The organism is Halopenitus sp. H-Gu1, from assembly GCF_041821145.1.
In the GTDB taxonomy this organism is placed as follows: domain Archaea; phylum Halobacteriota; class Halobacteria; order Halobacteriales; family Haloferacaceae; genus Halopenitus.
In genome coordinates this window covers 65,925-82,231 of record NZ_JBGUBC010000006.1, presented here as the reverse complement: position 1 = coordinate 82,231, position 16,307 = coordinate 65,925, and the positions used below count along the sequence as shown (strand labels likewise).

General features: G+C 64.2%; 18 protein-coding genes and 2 tRNA genes. 6 read left to right on the top strand and 14 right to left on the bottom strand.

Annotated elements, in window-relative coordinates:
• Window positions 1-245 precede the first annotated feature (245 nt).
• Together ACERIT_RS06435 and ACERIT_RS06430 are read left to right on the top strand one after the other, a co-directional pair.
• Window positions 246-318 (top strand) — tRNA-Asp (locus tag ACERIT_RS06435).
• A 20-nt stretch (window positions 319-338) separates the two neighbouring features.
• A tRNA-Asp gene (locus ACERIT_RS06430) sits at window positions 339-411 on the top strand.
• A 225-nt stretch (window positions 412-636) separates the two neighbouring features.
• Here ACERIT_RS06430 and ACERIT_RS06425 read toward each other — a convergent pair.
• Complete coding sequence (locus ACERIT_RS06425; protein WP_373674016.1) at window positions 637-897, bottom strand: hypothetical protein; 261 nt, start codon at window positions 895-897, stop codon at window positions 637-639.
• A 130-nt stretch (window positions 898-1,027) separates the two neighbouring features.
• Between ACERIT_RS06425 and ACERIT_RS06420 the strand changes: the two genes are divergently transcribed.
• Window positions 1,028-2,152, top strand: coding sequence for a DNA primase (locus ACERIT_RS06420; protein ID WP_373674015.1), 1,125 nt, complete (start codon window positions 1,028-1,030; stop codon window positions 2,150-2,152).
• 62 nt (window positions 2,153-2,214) lie between these two features.
• On the opposite strand, the gene ACERIT_RS06415 is transcribed toward ACERIT_RS06420, so the two are convergent.
• On the bottom strand, window positions 2,215-2,454 hold the full coding sequence (locus ACERIT_RS06415; RefSeq protein WP_373674014.1) for a hypothetical protein: 240 nt from the start codon (window positions 2,452-2,454) through the stop codon (window positions 2,215-2,217).
• A gap of 184 nt (window positions 2,455-2,638) precedes the next feature.
• Here ACERIT_RS06415 and ACERIT_RS06410 point away from each other — a divergent pair, with 184 nt between their 5' ends.
• Complete coding sequence (locus ACERIT_RS06410; RefSeq protein ID WP_373674013.1) at window positions 2,639-3,442, top strand: SWIM zinc finger family protein; 804 nt, start codon at window positions 2,639-2,641, stop codon at window positions 3,440-3,442.
• A 33-nt stretch (window positions 3,443-3,475) separates the two neighbouring features.
• Here the strand turns inward: ACERIT_RS06410 and hjc are convergent, their stop codons facing one another.
• The 12 genes from hjc to leuS form a co-directional block, all read right to left on the bottom strand.
• The gene (hjc, locus tag ACERIT_RS06405) at window positions 3,476-3,898 is read right to left on the bottom strand and encodes a Holliday junction resolvase Hjc (protein ID WP_373674012.1); all 423 of its coding nucleotides are present in this window, start codon (window positions 3,896-3,898) and stop codon (window positions 3,476-3,478) included.
• Window positions 3,888-4,025: a hypothetical protein gene (locus ACERIT_RS06400; protein ID WP_373674011.1), complete on the bottom strand. Its 138-nt coding sequence runs from the start codon at window positions 4,023-4,025 to the stop codon at window positions 3,888-3,890. Before ACERIT_RS06400 ends, hjc begins: the two co-directional genes overlap by 11 nt.
• 49 nt (window positions 4,026-4,074) lie before the next feature.
• The gene (locus ACERIT_RS06395) at window positions 4,075-5,361 is read right to left on the bottom strand and encodes an adenosylhomocysteinase (RefSeq protein WP_373674010.1); all 1,287 of its coding nucleotides are present in this window, start codon (window positions 5,359-5,361) and stop codon (window positions 4,075-4,077) included.
• A 386-nt stretch (window positions 5,362-5,747) separates the two neighbouring features.
• Window positions 5,748-7,037 (bottom strand): amidohydrolase, encoded by a 1,290-nt coding sequence (locus ACERIT_RS06390; protein ID WP_373674009.1) that lies wholly within the window; start codon window positions 7,035-7,037, stop codon window positions 5,748-5,750.
• Window positions 7,038-7,170: 133 nt separating this feature from the next.
• Window positions 7,171-7,830, bottom strand: coding sequence for an imidazole glycerol phosphate synthase subunit HisH (gene hisH / locus ACERIT_RS06385; protein ID WP_373674008.1), 660 nt, complete (start codon window positions 7,828-7,830; stop codon window positions 7,171-7,173).
• Window positions 7,831-7,919: 89 nt separating this feature from the next.
• Complete coding sequence (locus tag ACERIT_RS06380; RefSeq protein WP_373674007.1) at window positions 7,920-8,579, bottom strand: uracil-DNA glycosylase family protein; 660 nt, start codon at window positions 8,577-8,579, stop codon at window positions 7,920-7,922.
• A gap of 84 nt (window positions 8,580-8,663) precedes the next feature.
• Entirely contained in the window at window positions 8,664-9,266 is a 603-nt protein-coding gene (locus tag ACERIT_RS06375; RefSeq protein WP_373674005.1) for a DUF99 family protein, read from the bottom strand.
• A gap of 6 nt (window positions 9,267-9,272) precedes the next feature.
• Window positions 9,273-9,455, bottom strand: coding sequence for a DUF5786 family protein (locus ACERIT_RS06370; protein WP_373674004.1), 183 nt, complete (start codon window positions 9,453-9,455; stop codon window positions 9,273-9,275).
• 134 nt (window positions 9,456-9,589) lie between these two features.
• Window positions 9,590-10,786: an NAD(P)/FAD-dependent oxidoreductase gene (locus tag ACERIT_RS06365; RefSeq protein WP_373674003.1), complete on the bottom strand. Its 1,197-nt coding sequence runs from the start codon at window positions 10,784-10,786 to the stop codon at window positions 9,590-9,592.
• A 55-nt stretch (window positions 10,787-10,841) separates the two neighbouring features.
• Entirely contained in the window at window positions 10,842-11,276 is a 435-nt protein-coding gene (gene hsp14, locus ACERIT_RS06360; RefSeq protein ID WP_373674002.1) for an archaeal heat shock protein Hsp14, read from the bottom strand.
• Between the two features lie 99 nt (window positions 11,277-11,375).
• The gene (pheA, locus tag ACERIT_RS06355) at window positions 11,376-12,197 is read right to left on the bottom strand and encodes a prephenate dehydratase (protein ID WP_373674001.1); all 822 of its coding nucleotides are present in this window, start codon (window positions 12,195-12,197) and stop codon (window positions 11,376-11,378) included.
• Window positions 12,198-12,245: 48 nt separating this feature from the next.
• Window positions 12,246-15,053 (bottom strand): leucine--tRNA ligase, encoded by a 2,808-nt coding sequence (leuS, locus tag ACERIT_RS06350; RefSeq protein WP_373674000.1) that lies wholly within the window; start codon window positions 15,051-15,053, stop codon window positions 12,246-12,248.
• 183 nt (window positions 15,054-15,236) lie between these two features.
• Between leuS and ACERIT_RS06345 the strand changes: the two genes are divergently transcribed.
• Both ACERIT_RS06345 and ACERIT_RS06340 read left to right on the top strand, forming a co-directional pair.
• A complete protein-coding gene (locus ACERIT_RS06345; RefSeq protein ID WP_373673999.1) occupies window positions 15,237-15,737 on the top strand; it encodes a DUF2085 domain-containing protein in 501 nt (166 codons plus the stop codon).
• 52 nt (window positions 15,738-15,789) lie between these two features.
• Window positions 15,790-16,293 (top strand): NINE protein, encoded by a 504-nt coding sequence (locus ACERIT_RS06340; RefSeq protein ID WP_373673998.1) that lies wholly within the window; start codon window positions 15,790-15,792, stop codon window positions 16,291-16,293.
• Window positions 16,294-16,307: the final 14 nt, after the last annotated feature.

Sequence of the window (16,307 nt, the reverse complement as noted above, 5' to 3'; positions counted from 1 at the left end):
ATTGCGGGCGAATGCTATCGAAACACATGCAACATCGATATAAAAGCGTGACGCTGCAATCGGTCGTGAGGAGGGATCGAGGGCGGGAGCGTTGGAGACGGCTCGGATCGCCGAATGGGGAGCGTCATCGCGCAGGGCTGGATCGCCAAAGCAGACTCATCCCCGCGCCGGATGAGAGTAATCGGCACGCCTGTGGTGGATGGCAAGCCTTATTTATTGCACACGGCTACCCGCAGATGCAGCAGGCCCGGATGGTGTAGTGGCCCATCATACGACCCTGTCACGGTCGTGACGCGGGTTCAAATCCCGCTCCGGGCGCTTCCTCGCTGCAACTATCTGCCCGGATGGTGTAGTGGCCCATCATACGACCCTGTCACGGTCGTGACGCGGGTTCAAATCCCGCTCCGGGCGCTTCTTTGGGTCCGATCATCGAGCCGAGTGAGACGAAATCCGGAGCCGACCACTTATCAATTGGATTTGAACCTGAGCACGAGCGAGCGCATGCGAGCGACGAGCTCCGGGTTCAAATCCCGCTCCGGGCGCTTCTTCGAATCCAATCGTCAAGCGGTGCGGGACGAAAACCGGAGCCGACGAGCAAAGCAATACGCATCCACCAGCCCGTTACGCAGCGACCGATCACTCCTCCTCAAGCAACCCGAGATCGCGTGCCACGAGATCCGCCAATCGATCGGCAACGCCCGGCGCAACCTCGGCAATCGCCTCGCCGTCGTGGCGGCTCTCGTTGTGGCGGTCGATCGAATCGGAGAGATCCGATAGCGGAACACGGGTCGTGGTGTCACACGCCGAACATCGAATGGGAACGGTCGGTTCCTCCTCGGAGTCGTCCGAGGCCGTCGCGTTCGCGTCCGTCTCCCGCGTGTCACCGTGGTCGGTCATTCGCCGTGGTGTGGTTCGCCCGCGATAATAAGCACGTTGATGCCGACGGGGCGCGGCAGCCTCGCGTTCGGTTTCGTGAGGCCGCCCGACCACACCGCTTATTCGACCCCGCACCCAACCCCGCTTCGAGATGGACCGGCTTCACGCGCGCTACCCGTTCCTCCAGGCGGCCCGAACGGCCGTCGCGACCGCCGACGTCTCGCTACCTGCGATGGTCGCGGAGGGAGCCCCGGCCGTAGAGCGCGGTCGCGAACGTGTCGAACGGGCGCTGACCGAGGGGACTGTCGAAAGCGAAACGCCGGACACCTACGACGAACGGGCCGAACTGCTCTCGTACCCGATCGCACGGATCCTCGTGTCGATCCTCGAGTCCGAGGCTGCTATCGAGAAATACGCGCGTGCCGAGGCCAGGACGGCGATCGAACGGCTCGTCACGGACCTCGATCGCGACGACGAACTTCGATCGATCGGAACCGTATCCATCGATCTCAACGACGTCCTCCGGGAGTTCGATCTCGAGGACGCGGTCCGGTCGGACTCCGACCGTCGAAGCGCGGATCCGAGTCGAACTCGCTACCGTATCGACGTCGGTCCCTACCTCGAACTTTCCTCGCGCGAATGGGGCGATCGATGGCGGCTCGTGAACCGCGAACTCGCCGACGGATCGATCCCGATCGACCGCGAGGACCTCCTTCGGTGTCTCGAACGGGCGATCCATGATCGAGTTCTTGAGGGACTTCCCTTCGAGTTCGCCGACGACGACGAACTGGCTGCCGAACTGTCCTCCGAAGTTGAGGACTTGCGGCGGCTACTCTCCGAGCGCCCTCGCGTCGGCGCGATCGAGGTGATCGTTCCGGACCTGTTTCCGCCGTGCATGCGAAACCTGATCGAGAAGACCGAACGGGGGACCGAGCTGTCAGCCCCCGAAGAGTTCGCGCTGATGGCCTTCCTGACTGGGTTGGACATGTCTCCCGAGGAGGTCGTCACCTTCTGTGAGGGCACGAGCCTCGATGCGGAGGCCATCCGCTATCAGACGGAGTTCCTGCGCGATGACACCGGGACGCAGTATCCGCCGCCGACCTGCGAGACGCTTTCGGCCTACGGGATCTGTCACAACGAGGAGGACCACTGGCAGGTCGCCGGCGACCCGCTGGCCTACTACGAACGGCGGCTGGAGACGGCCGACGAGGTCGTGGACTGGCGCGAGCGCGCGGCTGCGAACGGAGCGAACGGCGACGCTGACGCGGACGCGTGAGATCGGACCAGAACGGGAACACAAGTCAGATCGAGGGCGGCGACGAACGCGAAAGTCGGGGATCAGGTGTCGCCGTTGGCCTGGACCAGATAGGCGCCGACGGCGGCCATTAACAGAACGAACACCGCAAGCAGACCGACGAGCGCGAGCGCGCCCTGGGGAGGCAATGCGAACGACCCCTCAACGGGTAGATCCGATGCCTTTCCGTATCTGAGACCGATGTAGACGAGGCCGGCAAGAAAGACGAGAACCGCGGCGAGGGAGACGACGATCTGCCGACGAAGCTCCGCGTCGATGTCCATATCGCGAGTCGGTACAGCTACCTCAAAAGGACTTCGAAACGCCCTCCGTCGATATCGAGGCGGCCAGAGGATGCTGGGTAAAGGGTCTGAACCGCCGATTCGCGATCCAGGATCGACGCGGAATTTAAATACGCGGGGCACCCAGTTCCACATGAAACGAAGGAATATACCTTCGAGTGATCGAATGACGCACACCCCCAACAAACCCGCGTCAACTGACGATACCCCCGATCGATCGGGGGACGAACCACCGTTTCCACAGGAGCCCTCGATCGGTTCCGCCGAGGAACACACGGGCGAGCCCGACCGGAGGGAATCGGATCCGACGATCGAAACCGATCCGACGGTCAAAAACGAATCCGAGACTCGTACCGCACGTGCGCGAACCGAACCGATGACGATCCGACCGACCCGCGATCGACGATACATCGTGGAGACGGACGGTGGAACGTACGTCGTCTCGCTTGACGCCGGGAGCTGTACGTGTCCGGACGCCGCGATCCGCGGTGCCCGGTGTAAACATCGTCGACGGGTTGCCATGGAGGTGACGAACGGTACCGTCCCCGCGCCGGACGAGCGGATCAGCGTCTGTGCGGTCTGTGGACGCGAGACGTTCGTGTCGACCGCAGCCACGGGATCTTACCTCTGTGAGACGCATCAGTTCGAGCCCGGCGAGACCGTCCGGGACCGCGAGACCGGAAACCGACTCGTAGTGACCGCCGTCACGTCGGATCGCGCTGACGCCGTGGAAACCGACGAAGGACGGCGGGTGAGCGAGTATGCCACCAACGCCGACTACGGCTCCCACGAGCCGGTCATCGAGGCGGAATACGTCGATTCCGCGCGCGAATCCGGAGAGACGGTCGAGCGAAAGCGCTACCGGTTCCCCGCCTCCCGGCTTCGACGGACGAGCGAGGACGACTATCGGGACCGGATGCAGGCGACGAGGAAGACGGAGATCGGAAGCGCCGATCGAGCGGACGCCTGAGTGGGACGCCCCCGAACGACCGCGAAAGCAGCCCTACAGGTCGTCGAGGGTCATTCGGGTCGAATCGCCAACGAACTCCGTGAAATCGGTTCCGTCCGCGAGCGCGGTCTCCTTTTTCACTCGGTAGTTGCCGCCGTCGGTGGTGTAGAGATCTCCGGGGTGAAAAAAATACCAGTCCTCGCGGTCGAACCGGACGGCGATCCGTGCTTTCGCCCCGAAGTTCTGCGAGAAGAACAACAACGCCTCCACTTCCTCGCCCGAGAGGTAGATCGGGTCGCCGGCGCTCGATTTTGCCTCAATGGCGTAGAATCGCTCACCGTTTCCAGCGAGGACGTCCGGGAGCTCGCGTTCGGTCGCACTGCCGCTTGCGGGCGCTCGCATCACCGCGAAGCCAGCCTCGTCGAGGGCGTTGACGAGCTCGCGCTCACGGCGGTCACCCTTCCGGTTAGCGGACATCGATCGCCTCCAGAGCGACGACGGCGTACTCCCGTAGGTCGGTCATCGTCGAGAATTGCACGCTCTCCGATAAAAACGCGACGCTCGGATCGGTGGGACGCTCGTCGGGGAGATCGCGGTCGGTCACTACGTCGAAGGCGGGGTCTACAGGCGGCGCAGGCTGACTGCCTCGGGGTTCACGTTCCGTGTTCCCAGCTATCCATGTAGTCGCGCTGTTCGGGCGAGAGCGCATCGTGTTCGACGCCCTCGGCAGCGAGTTTGATCTCGGCAACTTCCCGATCGAGGTCGTCGGGGACGTCGTGGACGCCCGGCCCATAGGCGTCGCCGTTCTCGACCAACTCGCGCACGCAGACGGCCTGGATGCCGAAGCTCTGGTCCATGACCTCGACCGGGTGACCGAGCGCGATCGGCGCCGCGAGGTTGACGAGGCGCCCCTCAGCGATCACGTTCAGCTTCCGGCCGTCGGGCATCTCGTAGGCCTCGACGCCCTCGCGGGCCTCGAACCGATCGACGGCGAGATCCTCGAGATCCTCGAGGTTGACCTCGACGTCGAAGTGACCGGCGTTCGCGAGCAGGACGCCGTCCGCCATGCGCTCGAAGTGCTCTCGGGTGATCACGTCCCGATTGCCGGTCGTGGTGATGAAGACGTCGCCTTTCGCGGCCGCCTCCGTCATCGGCATCACGTCGTAGCCCTCCATGTGGGCTTCGAGGGCCCGTCGCGGCTCGACTTCGGTGACGATCACGTTCGCGTTCTGCCCGGACGCCTTCTTTGCGACCCCTTTGCCGCAGTAGCCGTAGCCGCCGACGACCACGTTCTTGCCGGCGAACGAGAGGTTCGTCGTCATCGCGATCGTGGCGAGCGACGACTCACCGGTGCCGTGGACGTTGTCGAAGAGCCGCTTCATCGGCGTGTCGTTGACCGCGAAGACGGGATACAGGAGTTCGTCGTCCGTATCCATCGCTCGGAGGCGGTGGACGCCCGTAGTGGTCTCCTCGGCGCCGCCGACGATGGAGTCGATCAGTTCGGGATACTCCTCGTGGACGAGTTTGACCATGTCCATCCCGTCATCGACGGTGATCGTCGGTTCGTGGGCGACGACGGCGTGCATCGCGTCGTAGTAGGCCTCGTCGCCGACGCCACGAACCGCATACGAGGAGATGTTCTCGTGGGCGTCGAGGGCGGCCGAGACGTCGTCGTGGGTCGAAAGCGGGTTACAGCCGGTGATGGCAACCTCCGCACCGCCGTCGGCCAACAACTCGACGAGGTTCGCCGTCTTCGCCTCGACGTGCATCGCCATCCCAATGACTTCTCCCGCAAGCGGTTCGTCCGCGACGAAGGGATCACGAAGTTCCGAGAGGATCGGCATGTGCTGGATCGCCCAGTCCATCTTCCGACGGCCCTCCTCGCGGGCCGCCTCCGGGTCCGCGAGTTGGTCCGTCACCGGTGGGTACGGATCGGTCATGCCCCATCGTTTCCCGCGGCGCTCAAAAACCCTACCGACACCGATCGACGGGGCATTCCAGCGAAGAAGTGTCTCACTGGCGATCAGGAAGAATGGGGCGACGGTAGTGAGTGCTGTGGGTGAACGGTGGAACTAACGAGGAGCCCGGGAGAAGTGGTGTGGTGAGTGGTGTGGTGAGTGGATACGTCCGATGATGGACGTCCCGGGAAACCCCCCATCGTGTGCCTGTAACCCATGTCGCCCGCACTTTCAACGAGGGACGGGGAGAGAATAAATCCCCCTCGCCGTTCGGACTGTAAAAACCGTTTATGATCGTTTATACCGCCGGTTTTGACGGAGAACGGTTGGATTGGTGAAGAATCGACACTCGTGAATGCACCGCAACTTCACTCGGCGCGCGCGACGAGGTCGGCAGCGATCTCGGTAGCGCGATCCATCACCGCGTCGGCATCGAGGGTCGTAACCGTCCGATCACGCATGAGAACCGCACCGTCGCACACGCTGTGACGGACGTCCGAGCCCCGGACCGCGTACGCCAGATGTGAAACCACGTCGTGAGCAGGTGTGAGATGTGGCGCTTCCATATCGACGACGATCAGATCGGCCGCGGCACCGGCCTCTATTCGGCCACCGGGAAGCCCGACCGCGGAGGAGCCGCCACGAGTCGCCATCTCCACGGCCGCCGCCGCGGGAACCGCCGTGGCGTCGTCGGCACCGAGTTTGCCGACCATCGCGGCGTCGCGCATCTCGTCGAATACGTCGAGGTCGTTGTTCGAGGCGGCACCGTCGGTCCCGATCCCCACGGTCACGCCGGCCTCGCGCAACCGCTCGACGGGAGCGATCCCCGAGGCGAGTTTCATGTTCGAGGCAGGACAGTGGACGACCGACGTGTCTCGTTCGGCGAGCCGAGAGATCTCCGAATCATCGAGGTGGACGCCATGAGCGATGAACGTCGAGGGGGCGAGCATGCCGCACTCATCAGCATATTCGAGGGGACGGCTCCCCCGTTCGGAGACGATCGGTTCGACCTCGGTTTCAGTCTCGTTAGCATGGAGATGGATCGGGAGATCGTGGGCGGCCGCCAGATCGACGGCTTCCTCGAGAATGGGCTCGTCGACGGTCGTCAACGAGTGGGGCATCAGAGCGGTTCGGATCCGTCCGTCCGCGGCACCGTCGTAGGTCGTCGCGAACTCGACGCCCGTTTCGAGGTCGGCACGGGCCGCATCGGGATCCTTCCCGACCGTGATGATACCCCGGCCGAGACGTGCGCGGACGCCGGCGCGCTCGACGACGTCGGCCACACGGTCCATCGAGAAGTACATGTCCGCGAAGGCGGTGGTTCCCGAACGAATCATTTCGAGAATGCCGAGTTCAGCGCCGACTTCGATGTCCTCGTCAGTCAACTCGGCTTCCACCGGCCAGATGTCCTCGCGAAGCCACGTGTCGAGCGGCTTGTCGTCGGCGTATCCCCGAAGCAGAGTCATCGAGACGTGGGTGTGGGCGTTCACCAACCCGGGCATGACGAGTCCACCCGAGGCGTCGAGTGTCTCGTCGCCGTCGAGGTCGGGACCGATCACTTCGATCGTTCCGGCATCCACGTCGACCAGCACGTCATCGGTCGTCACCCGACCGTCGGGGCGCAACACCCGACCGCCGGTCACGGCAAGCGTATGCATACGCGTTCATCCGCGCCCGGCGTCGTAACTCCACCGAAGACGGGTGACTTTCGGCACCACCGAAACGGAGTGAATCGCCTCGTCTCTCCGGAGACCGAGCGAAACAACACCACCACGGGACACCGGAACTCGGTCACCGATCGGCGCAGTACTCGACGAAGTTTCGAAGGATCCGCAGTCCCGTCTCCCCGCTTTTTTCGGGGTGGAACTGCGTGCCGAAGACGTTGCCGGCATCGTTGGCGACGATCGCGGGAAACTCGACGCCGTGGTCGGTCGTGGCGACGACCGCACTGGCGTCGGCGGGATCGGCATAATAGGAGTGAACGAAGTACGCGTAGCGGTCGTCGATCCCCTCAGCGATCGGGTGGGGGCGCTCGACCGAGAGGTCGTTCCAGCCCATGTGAGGGACCTTCTCGTCGACGTCGAACCGGACGTTTCGTCCAGGGATCAGATCGAGGCCGCGAACCTCGCCCTGGCCGGCGTGGTCGGCCTCCTCACTCGAAGTGAGAAGCATCTGCATCCCGAGACAGATGCCGAAGAGCGGCCGCCCCGCCTCGGCGTGCTCGACGAGCGCCTCGCGATAGGGACCGGCGTTCTCCATGCCCTCGCGAAACGCGCCGACGCCAGGGAGGACGACGCCGTCCGCGGCAGCAAACGTCTCGGGATCGTCGGAGATCGTCACCGATGCGCCCGCACGCTCCAGCCCGCGCGTGGCGGATCGCAGGTTTCCGAGACCGTAATCCACGATCACGATCTCGGCCAGCACCTCATCGGGTGGCTCGGGAATGCTCATACGTATCCTGGGCGGGCCGTCGTCAAGTCGGTTTCCCTCCCGGCACTCGAAGGCGGTGATCGCGACGCGAGGATCGGCCCCGTCGATGGTCAAAACTCCCCCAGTCGAGACTGGCCGCCGCCCCCCTCCATGCCATCGGAATCGGGATTCCCATTCTCCGTGAGTCCGGCGATTTGGGCGGCCTCGACGATCCCCTCGAAGAATCCCTCGCGCTGGCTTCGATCGTACAGCGTCGCCGCGGGATGGACTGACAGGAGCACGCGCCGGGAGGCACCACCGATCCGCGAGTCGAGGACGGAGCCAGCCTCGGACGTGATCGCGACATCGCGTTCGAGAAGATGCTGGCTCGGAACCTTCCCGAGAGTGACGATCAACTCGGGATCGAGCCCCTCGATTTCGGCCAGCAGATGGCCGCGACAGTTCGACAACTCCTCGACGGAGGGATCCCGATTGTCGGGGGGCCGGCACCGCACACAGTTCGTGATCCGGACGTCCGATCGAACGAGCCCCGCCTTCCGAAGCGCTTCGTCAAGGACGTCGCCGGAGCGCCCGACGAACGGCTCGCCACGCTCGTCCTCGTCGGCGCCCGGTGCCTCGCCGACGAACACGAGATCGGCATCGGTCGGGCCGGTTCCGTTCACGATCCGCGAACGCGATTCGACGAGTGCCGGACAGCGCGTACAGTCGCTGACCCGAAGATCGTCGTCGAGGGTCGCGCTCGAGGCGTCCGATCCGTCGTCGTGTTCCATACCGATCCGGCGACCGCGAGGGACAAAAAGCCGATCGGGTCGCTCGAACCGCGAAGCTCGAAGGAAGCGATCGAAGCGGCAGTCTCACTCGGGAGCCGCGGCGAACCGCCGAAACGCCCGTGCAGTCCGCTTTGCAACCCGAACCGGTTCGGGTCGTTGCGCATCGTTGATCCTCAACGCACGGACGATCTCGTCGGCCCGTTCCGGTTCGATACCCGCCGAGCGCACGAAGAGGTCGGAAGTGGTCTCGTCCTCGATCGAGTCACCGTCGACGCCGCTGCCCCCGATCCCAACCCGGTGACGGTCGGGGAGCGACCGATAAATGGCCAGTCGGTCGCGGCGTTCGTCGCCGTCGAACGCCTCACGGATGGCCGGCTCAAGCCCGGGACTCGCCTCGAAGGAGACGGAGAGAACGGGACGATCGACCGCTCGGTGGACCGTCCGGAGGTCCACGAGGTTGAACCACGCGGGAGCGATCCCGGCGATCACGAGACGTCGTACGTCCTCTCTGTCGAGCGTCTCGAAGATATCGATCACGGCTGCAGTCGCATCCGTACCGCCGACGTCACAGCTCCCCCCGACCAGATCGTCCACTCGACCGTTCACACGAACGAGCGCACCCCCGATCCGGCTCCGCTCGGGTCCGTCACTGAAGGCGATCCCGAGCGAGCGGCTGCCGGGTTTCACCGAGTGCTACTCCCCGTGGTCTTTGATGTCCTGGAGTCGATCCAACAGTTCGTCGTTGGACGCGCCGATCTCGTATTCCACCTGCCCCTGGTGGTCGTTCTCGGCGGTGCGGACCCCGTCGTCGTCCTCGAAATCCGCATCCAGGTCCTGATTCTCCTGTTCGGATTCATCGTAGCTCCCAAAACCCATACATATGAATGTTATCGATTGAGCACCAAAAGAGTATTGCCGGTGACGCTCACGGGCGAGTCGCCCACGATCGACCGGGGACTCGTGAAGGGGGCCGGCGATTTGAACTGTGATGTCGCCGACGGGGCGTTCGCTCAGCCACCCTCGCTTATCGAAACGAACGGGAAGTCGGCCGAGCGGTCCTCGAATCGAGAGAGTTCGAAGGGATCGGCGGAGAACGGCGGATCCGTCTCCTCGATCAAACACCGAACGAGCGTGCCGGCGACGGGGGCAGTCATCACGCCGCGACCGTGGAAGCCCGTCGCAACGATGAGGCCGGCCGGTCCCGCCGAAGGTCGATCGATGATCGGTCGAGTGTCGGGGGTCGCCGCATCGATCCCGGCCCAGTCATCGACGATGTGAACTGGCTCGGCATCGGCGAGCAGATCGGGAACGACCGTTGCTACGTGCTCGCGAAACGCCTCGTCGGCCGATCGGCTCGCCGATTCGGGATCCTCGACCGCGGCGGATCGACCGCCGACGAGCAGGTCGTCGTCCCCCATGGGCCGAAAGTAGATGTCCGGTCCGGGAAGCCAGCCCATCGGCGCCGATCCGGGACGGAGGGCGGGTGATCGAACCAGCACGCACTGGGTCCGATAGGGACGAATCGGGATCGGAAGGTGAGGTGTGAGGAGATCGCGGGTCCGCCACCCAGCCGCCGCGACGACGGTCGAACAGTCGACGGTGCCGCGATCGGTCTCGACGCCGACGACGGTTCCGGCTTCTCCGCCGCCAGCACCGCCGCCATCGACGAGGACGCCGGTCGCCCGAACGCACGTTTCGACGCGTGCGCCAGCGTCCTCGGCGTCGATCCGCAGGGCGTTCGCAAGCCTGGACGGGTCGAGGTAGCCGGTTTCGCCGAATCGAACCGCCCCCACGTACTCGGACAGTTCCAGCGCGGGCCACCGCCGCTCGACCGTCTCTGACGGGAGAAAATCGACGTCGAGGCCGCCATCACCCCCCTCGTTTCGAAGTCGGTCGACGCGCATCCTGGCGGTCTCCTCCCGATCCGGAGACACCGGCTCGACGCTCGGTATCTCGACGTAGTCGATGGCGTCGGTCGCATCGTATCGCCTGAAGAACTCGTTCGCGTGGGCGGCGATCGCCGGGTGATTCGGGTACGACGGCGTCATCGTCACCTCGCCGGCGGCACGTCCGGTTGCACCCGAGGCGATCCGATCGCGTTCGAGCAGGAGCACCCGACGATTCGGGGCTAGCTCGCGCGCGATCGCACAGCCGATGACCCCGCCACCGATCACGACGACGTCCGGCGATGGTTCGTCTCTAAACATTCACAATCGGTTCACGGGACGTCCAAGCGAGTGATGCTTCCGCCGAATGCGATTCTCACTCGACGTCGATGTGGTGGCCGCCGGCATCGGCGGTCTGTTTCGGGAGTTCGATCGTCAATACGCCGTTGTTATAACTGGCCGACACCGCGGACTCGTCGACGTCAGCCGGAAGCCGGATCCGTCGGGAGACGGAGCGGCTCCGACGCTCGCGGCGGTGATACTGGACGTCGTCATCGGACTCTTCGTCGGCGTGCTCCTCGGACCGTTCGGCTGCGATCGTGAGCGTTCGGTCGGCGAGTGTCACGTCGATCTCGTCACGATCGTATCCCGGGAGGTCGGCAACGACCGTGATCGTCTCGTCGTCCTCCGTGACATCGACGTTGAAGCCGCCGCCGAGGCTACTCTCCAGATCGCCGCCGATCTGCTCGAACTCGCGGCCCATTCGATCGAAGAGCTGCTCGATCTCCTCGAACGGATCACGTCGTGGCATACATGGTAATTGATCAGCAAGTGACTTCAACGCAACGTTGCCGGTGCTCGACCCGGCGGACCACGACGCCGTCGTCAAATGACGTGAGTCGTATCACCGTCAAACGACGTGGGTCGTATCGTAGGAACCGAGCACACGCACCCACCCGTTCTCCGCGATCCCTTCGAGCGTCTCGAGTGCATCCTGGGTACGGGGTTCATACAGGCCGGCCTCGATGTCGAAGTGGAACAGATAGTCCCCGAGGCGGTTGCCGCTCGGCCGGGATTCCACCCGCGAGAGATTGATGTCACGGTCGGCGAACGCCTCGAGCATCTCCAGGAGGAGTCCCGGATAGTTGGCATCGGGATAGACGATAAGCGTCGTCTTCCCGCCTGCCCGAGTGCGTTCCGATGCGGGAGCGATGACGAGGAATCGCGTCGCGTTCGAGGACCGGTCCTGGATGTCCTCGGCGAGGACGCGAAGGCTCGTCCCCTCACCATCCATCGGTTCGGCGTTGTCGGGGTGGCCGATGCCGGCGACTCTGGCGTCCGAGCGCGCACGCTCTACCCCCCGAGCCGTCGAAGCGACCGCCTCCTTGTCGACGTCGGGATACTCGCGTTCGAGGAAGGAGCGACATTGCGCGAGCGCCTGTGAGTGGCTCGCGACCACGTCGAAGTCCTCCGCCTGCGCGAGGAGGGCGTGGCGGATCGGCGTGACGATCTCCTCGACGACCGCGACCTTCTCGTCCGCAAGCGCGTCGAGACTCTCCGTGACGGAGCCTTCGATACTGTTCTCTATCGGGACGACACCGCGGTCGAAATCCCCCGTTGAAACGGACTCGACGATCGCCGTGACCGATTCGCGAAACGCGACGTCATCGGCGACAGCCCGGGCAGCACGGTGTGAGTAGGTGCCGGCAGGGCCGAGCGTGACAACGTTCATCATCCGAAATAGCCGGGGAGCACTCAAAAGCGTGCCGAAGGGGACCGTTTACTCCTCGATGTTGATCGCCGGTCGACCCGGCTCCGCCTGTCGTGCCACGTCGTCGGCGGCATCCTGAGCACGGACGACTCGAACGGGCGCGTCGAACTCGCGTTCGATCAGCCAGGCTGCCGACCGGAGTGCGTCGAATTCAGCGTCGCCCCGAAGCGTCATCGAGAGAGCCTCACGGTCGGCCTGTAGATCCTGACCGTAGGATGCGGCCGCGTCGCCCTGCTCGCGGATGTGTGGTTCGGCCATCAACTCGCCGATCAGGTTGTCGGCCTCGCTGTCGATCGCGATCGAGAGGGCGTCGTATTTCCAGTCGGGTGCGACGACTACCTCGATCGCTTCCGGGTCCTCGATGCCGGCGACATCGATGATCTGCCGAACGTCCTCACGGGTGTTCTCGACGAGCTGACGGCGTTTTTCTGCGGTCTCGCGATCGACGTCGGCGGTCGGCCAGTCGGCTCCCACGACGACGCCCGCCTCGACGATGGACTCCACGTCGGCGTCGGAATCCGCCGCCACAGCCTCCGGATCCACGTCCCGGAGAGTCGCGTACAGTTCCTCCGTGAGGTGCGGCGTCACGGGTGCTAAAAGTCGGATGACAACCGAGAGGCCGCGTTCGAGGACCGCGGGATCCGGATCGTCGACATACTCCGTGTAGCTCCGAAGCGTCCCGACGAGTCCCTGCGTCTCGCGCAGGGCGGTGTTGAACGTGAGATCGTCGTACTCCTCGGTCGCGACCGCGATCGTGGCATCGATCTCGTCGGCAACGTACCCGGCGATCGGATACTCCTCAGCGGACGCATCGGTGTCCGCCTCCTCCGGGTCCGCCTGGGTCAGCGAGTCGGCGTCTTCCTCGACAAGCGTCTTCAGCCGAGTCAAAAATCGATAGGTCGAACGGACGCCCTCCTCCGACCAGTCGAAATCACGCTCGGGCTGGGCCGCCTGCATCATGAACAGCCGCGCCGTATCGGCACCGTACTCCTCGACGATCCGCTGGGGGGAGACGACGTTCCCCTTCGATTTCGACATCTTCTCGCCTTCGAGTTGGACCATCCCCTGTGCGAGCAGGTTCGTAAACGGTTCGCGGTGAGCGAGTCCCTCCGTGTCCGCGAGGACCTTCGTGACGAACCGGCTATACAGCAGGTGCATCACGGCGTGTTCGATCCCGCCGACGTACTGGTCGACGGGCATCCAGTCGTTGGCGCGTTCGAGATCGAAGGGCGCCTCCGTCAGATCGGGCGAGATGTATCGCAGGAAGTACCAGGAGGAGTCGACGAAGGTGTCCATCGTGTCGGTCTCGCGGGTCGCTGGCGCACCACACTCGGGGCAGGTCGTTTCCTTCCACTCGTCGGCGGCGTCAAGGGGATTACCGGTCGTGTTGATGAACTCGGGGAGCTCAACCGGGAGGTCCGCCTCGGGAACCAATACCGGACCGCACTCCTCGCAGTGAACGACCGGGATCGGCGTCCCCCAGTAGCGCTGTCGAGAAATGCCCCAGTCGCGAAGCCGGTATTGTGTGGCTTCCTCGGCTCCGTCGGTGTCGGCGGTGATGCGTTCGCGGGCCGTCTCGCTATCGAGTCCGGAGTACTCCCCGGAGTTCACGAGGACGCCGTCGTCTGTGAACGCCCCCTCGCTCACGTCGGGGGGTTCGGGTTCCGCACCCTCCGAGTCGTCGGGTTCGGGGGCGATTACCGGCTTGATCGGGATATCCATCTTCGAGGCGAAGAGATGGTCGCGGTCGTCGTGGGCCGGCACGCCCATCAACGCGCCCGTTCCGACGTCCGAGAGGACGAAGTCGGCGACGAACACGGGAATGGCCTCTCCCGTGACGGGATTCGTGGCGACGAGGTCGGTTCGAACGCCGTTGGGTTCGTCACCCTCGGGATCTGCCTCGTGGTGAATGAACTCGTGGACCGCCTCGTCCGTCTCGGCCAGTTCCTCTGCGATCGGGTGGTCGGGCGCAAGCGCGAAGAAGGTCGCACCGAAGACCGTGTCGGCACGGGTGGTGAACGCCTCGACAGTACCGTAATCGTGGCCGTCACCAGCTTCGTCGCCCGTCTCGTCAGCCTCGCCGGATTCGCCCTCCGTCCCCGTGATCGTGAAGGGCAGTCGGGTACCGTACTGGCGGCCGATCCAGTTGCGCTGCATCTGGCGGACGGAGTCGGGCCATCCCTCCAGATCGTCGATACCGTCGACGAGCTCGTCGGCATACTCGGTGATCTTCAAAAACCACTGTTCGAGTTCGCGCTGCTCGACGGGGGTGTCACATCGCCAGCAGAGTTCCTCCTCGCCCTCGACCTGCTCGTCGGCCAGAACGGTCTCACACTCCGGACACCAGTTCACCTCGGCGTCACGCCGTTCTGCGAGTCCCTCCTCGTGGAATCGCCGAAAGAGCCACTGGTTCCACTCGTAGTACTCGGGCGTGCAGGTGGTGATCTCCCGCTCCCAGTCGTAGCCGAAGCCCATCGAGCGCATCTGCGTTTTCATCGTGTCGATGCAGTCGAACGTCCAGTCGCGGGGGTTCGTATCGCGTTCCTTGGCGGCGTTCTCCGCCGGGAGGCCGAAGGCGTCCCATCCCATCGGGTGAAGTACGTCGTCGCCTCGCAGCCGCCGGTATCGGGCATACGCGTCCGTGATCGTGTAGTTCCGGACGTGGCCCATGTGTAGCTTCCCCGAGGGGTATGGGTACATCCCGAGGACGTAGGTCGGGTCCTCGACGTCGTCGGGCGTGCGATACGCGTCCGTCTCGTCCCACGCGTCCTGCCACCGGCGCTCGATCGCCGCGTGGTCGTATCCCTCGTCACTCATCTGTTTATATACTCGTGGTGGCGTCTCCGTCCTATACCTTTCCATCCGGAGGGCCGAACACCATCCGTGGAGAAAGTGAGAACGTGAGTCACCGCTCCCGGAAACGTCGGTCATCCTCCCGGAAACGTCGGTCATCGTTCTCGGGGGCGTGACCCACCGATTCCGGGAGCGTGGACGGAGCAAATGGCCAGGATCCTTTTCACTGGCCGCGTCCTCCTCGCGGACGTGGAACGTGATGTCCTCAAGCGGGAACTTCGAAAGGGAATCGCCGAGACGCGCCGCTACCTGCTCTCACATCACGAGCCGGAGGAGTACGATCGATGTCATCGAGTACGGATCGGATCGAGACCGGTTCATCTGTGCGCGAGATGTTCGGGGATCTACCCGGGGATCCTCGTCGGAGTCGGTTGGTTTCTACTCGGGAGCGGGAGCGCCAGGATCCATCTGGTTCTGATCGCCATCCTGCCGATCTTCGCGCTCGTCGATTGGGCGATCACGGCGTTTCGGCCGATCAGCGGGTCGAACGCGGTTCGGACGATCACGGGTGGCCTGCTCGGTATCGCCTACGGGCTCGGACTCGGACGACTCCTCCTGGGAGGTGATCTACGGGTGCTCGTCGTCGGCGCGGGATACGCCGTACTCGCCGTGATAGCGCTTTCACAGCAGCGATCGAGGACATCGTGACGGGGGGCAACGGTCACCTGCTTATAAATACTCGCGGGAACACCGAAAACGTATGGCAGGTCCTCCAGACGACGATCCGATACCGGACGAATCGACCGAGTCCGGAGAACCGAGCGAGTCGGAGAACGAACCGGGCGAGCAGGACGACCCCGTCACCGACGACGAACCGTCGATCGAGGCAGAGGATTTTGAGGACACGTCGGCCGCGTCGAGCGCAACGGCAGAGAAAGCGACTCAAGGCGGACCCGGTCCGGACGAACAATACTGCCCGAGTTGCGGCTCGATCATCAAAAAGCAAGCCGAGATCTGTCCTGAGTGTGGCGTCAGACCGACTGGAACGGGGTCCTCGAACGAGAAGGACCGAATCGCGGCGGGTATCTTCGCGTTGCTGCTCGGCGGGATCGGCGTACACAAGTTCTATCTCGGGCAAACGAAGATGGGTATCCTGTATCTCTGTTTCTTCTGGACGGGGATCCCGGCGATCGTCGGCTTCATCGAGGGGATCATCTATCTGACGAAATCCGACGAGGAGTTCCAGCGGCGCTACGTCCCCTGAGCGATCCAAGACAC

What these genes read in the sequence shown, in the direction of transcription:
- ACERIT_RS06425 (WP_373674016.1), bottom strand. Translation starts at nt 897, where the DNA reads ATGACCGACCACGGTGACACGCGGGAGACGGACGCGAACGCGACGGCC.
- ACERIT_RS06420 (WP_373674015.1), top strand. Translation starts at nt 1,028, where the DNA reads ATGGACCGGCTTCACGCGCGCTACCCGTTCCTCCAGGCGGCCCGAACG.
- ACERIT_RS06415 (WP_373674014.1), bottom strand. Translation starts at nt 2,454, where the DNA reads ATGGACATCGACGCGGAGCTTCGTCGGCAGATCGTCGTCTCCCTCGCC.
- ACERIT_RS06410 (WP_373674013.1), top strand. Translation starts at nt 2,639, where the DNA reads ATGACGCACACCCCCAACAAACCCGCGTCAACTGACGATACCCCCGAT.
- hjc (WP_373674012.1), bottom strand. Translation starts at nt 3,898, where the DNA reads ATGTCCGCTAACCGGAAGGGTGACCGCCGTGAGCGCGAGCTCGTCAAC.
- ACERIT_RS06395 (WP_373674010.1), bottom strand. Translation starts at nt 5,361, where the DNA reads ATGACCGATCCGTACCCACCGGTGACGGACCAACTCGCGGACCCGGAG.
- ACERIT_RS06390 (WP_373674009.1), bottom strand. Translation starts at nt 7,037, where the DNA reads ATGCATACGCTTGCCGTGACCGGCGGTCGGGTGTTGCGCCCCGACGGT.
- hisH (WP_373674008.1), bottom strand. Translation starts at nt 7,830, where the DNA reads ATGAGCATTCCCGAGCCACCCGATGAGGTGCTGGCCGAGATCGTGATC.
- ACERIT_RS06380 (WP_373674007.1), bottom strand. Translation starts at nt 8,579, where the DNA reads ATGGAACACGACGACGGATCGGACGCCTCGAGCGCGACCCTCGACGAC.
- ACERIT_RS06370 (WP_373674004.1), bottom strand. Translation starts at nt 9,455, where the DNA reads ATGGGTTTTGGGAGCTACGATGAATCCGAACAGGAGAATCAGGACCTG.
- ACERIT_RS06365 (WP_373674003.1), bottom strand. Translation starts at nt 10,786, where the DNA reads ATGTTTAGAGACGAACCATCGCCGGACGTCGTCGTGATCGGTGGCGGG.
- hsp14 (WP_373674002.1), bottom strand. Translation starts at nt 11,276, where the DNA reads ATGCCACGACGTGATCCGTTCGAGGAGATCGAGCAGCTCTTCGATCGA.
- pheA (WP_373674001.1), bottom strand. Translation starts at nt 12,197, where the DNA reads ATGAACGTTGTCACGCTCGGCCCTGCCGGCACCTACTCACACCGTGCT.
- leuS (WP_373674000.1), bottom strand. Translation starts at nt 15,053, where the DNA reads ATGAGTGACGAGGGATACGACCACGCGGCGATCGAGCGCCGGTGGCAG.
- ACERIT_RS06345 (WP_373673999.1), top strand. Translation starts at nt 15,237, where the DNA reads ATGGCCAGGATCCTTTTCACTGGCCGCGTCCTCCTCGCGGACGTGGAA.
- ACERIT_RS06340 (WP_373673998.1), top strand. Translation starts at nt 15,790, where the DNA reads ATGGCAGGTCCTCCAGACGACGATCCGATACCGGACGAATCGACCGAG.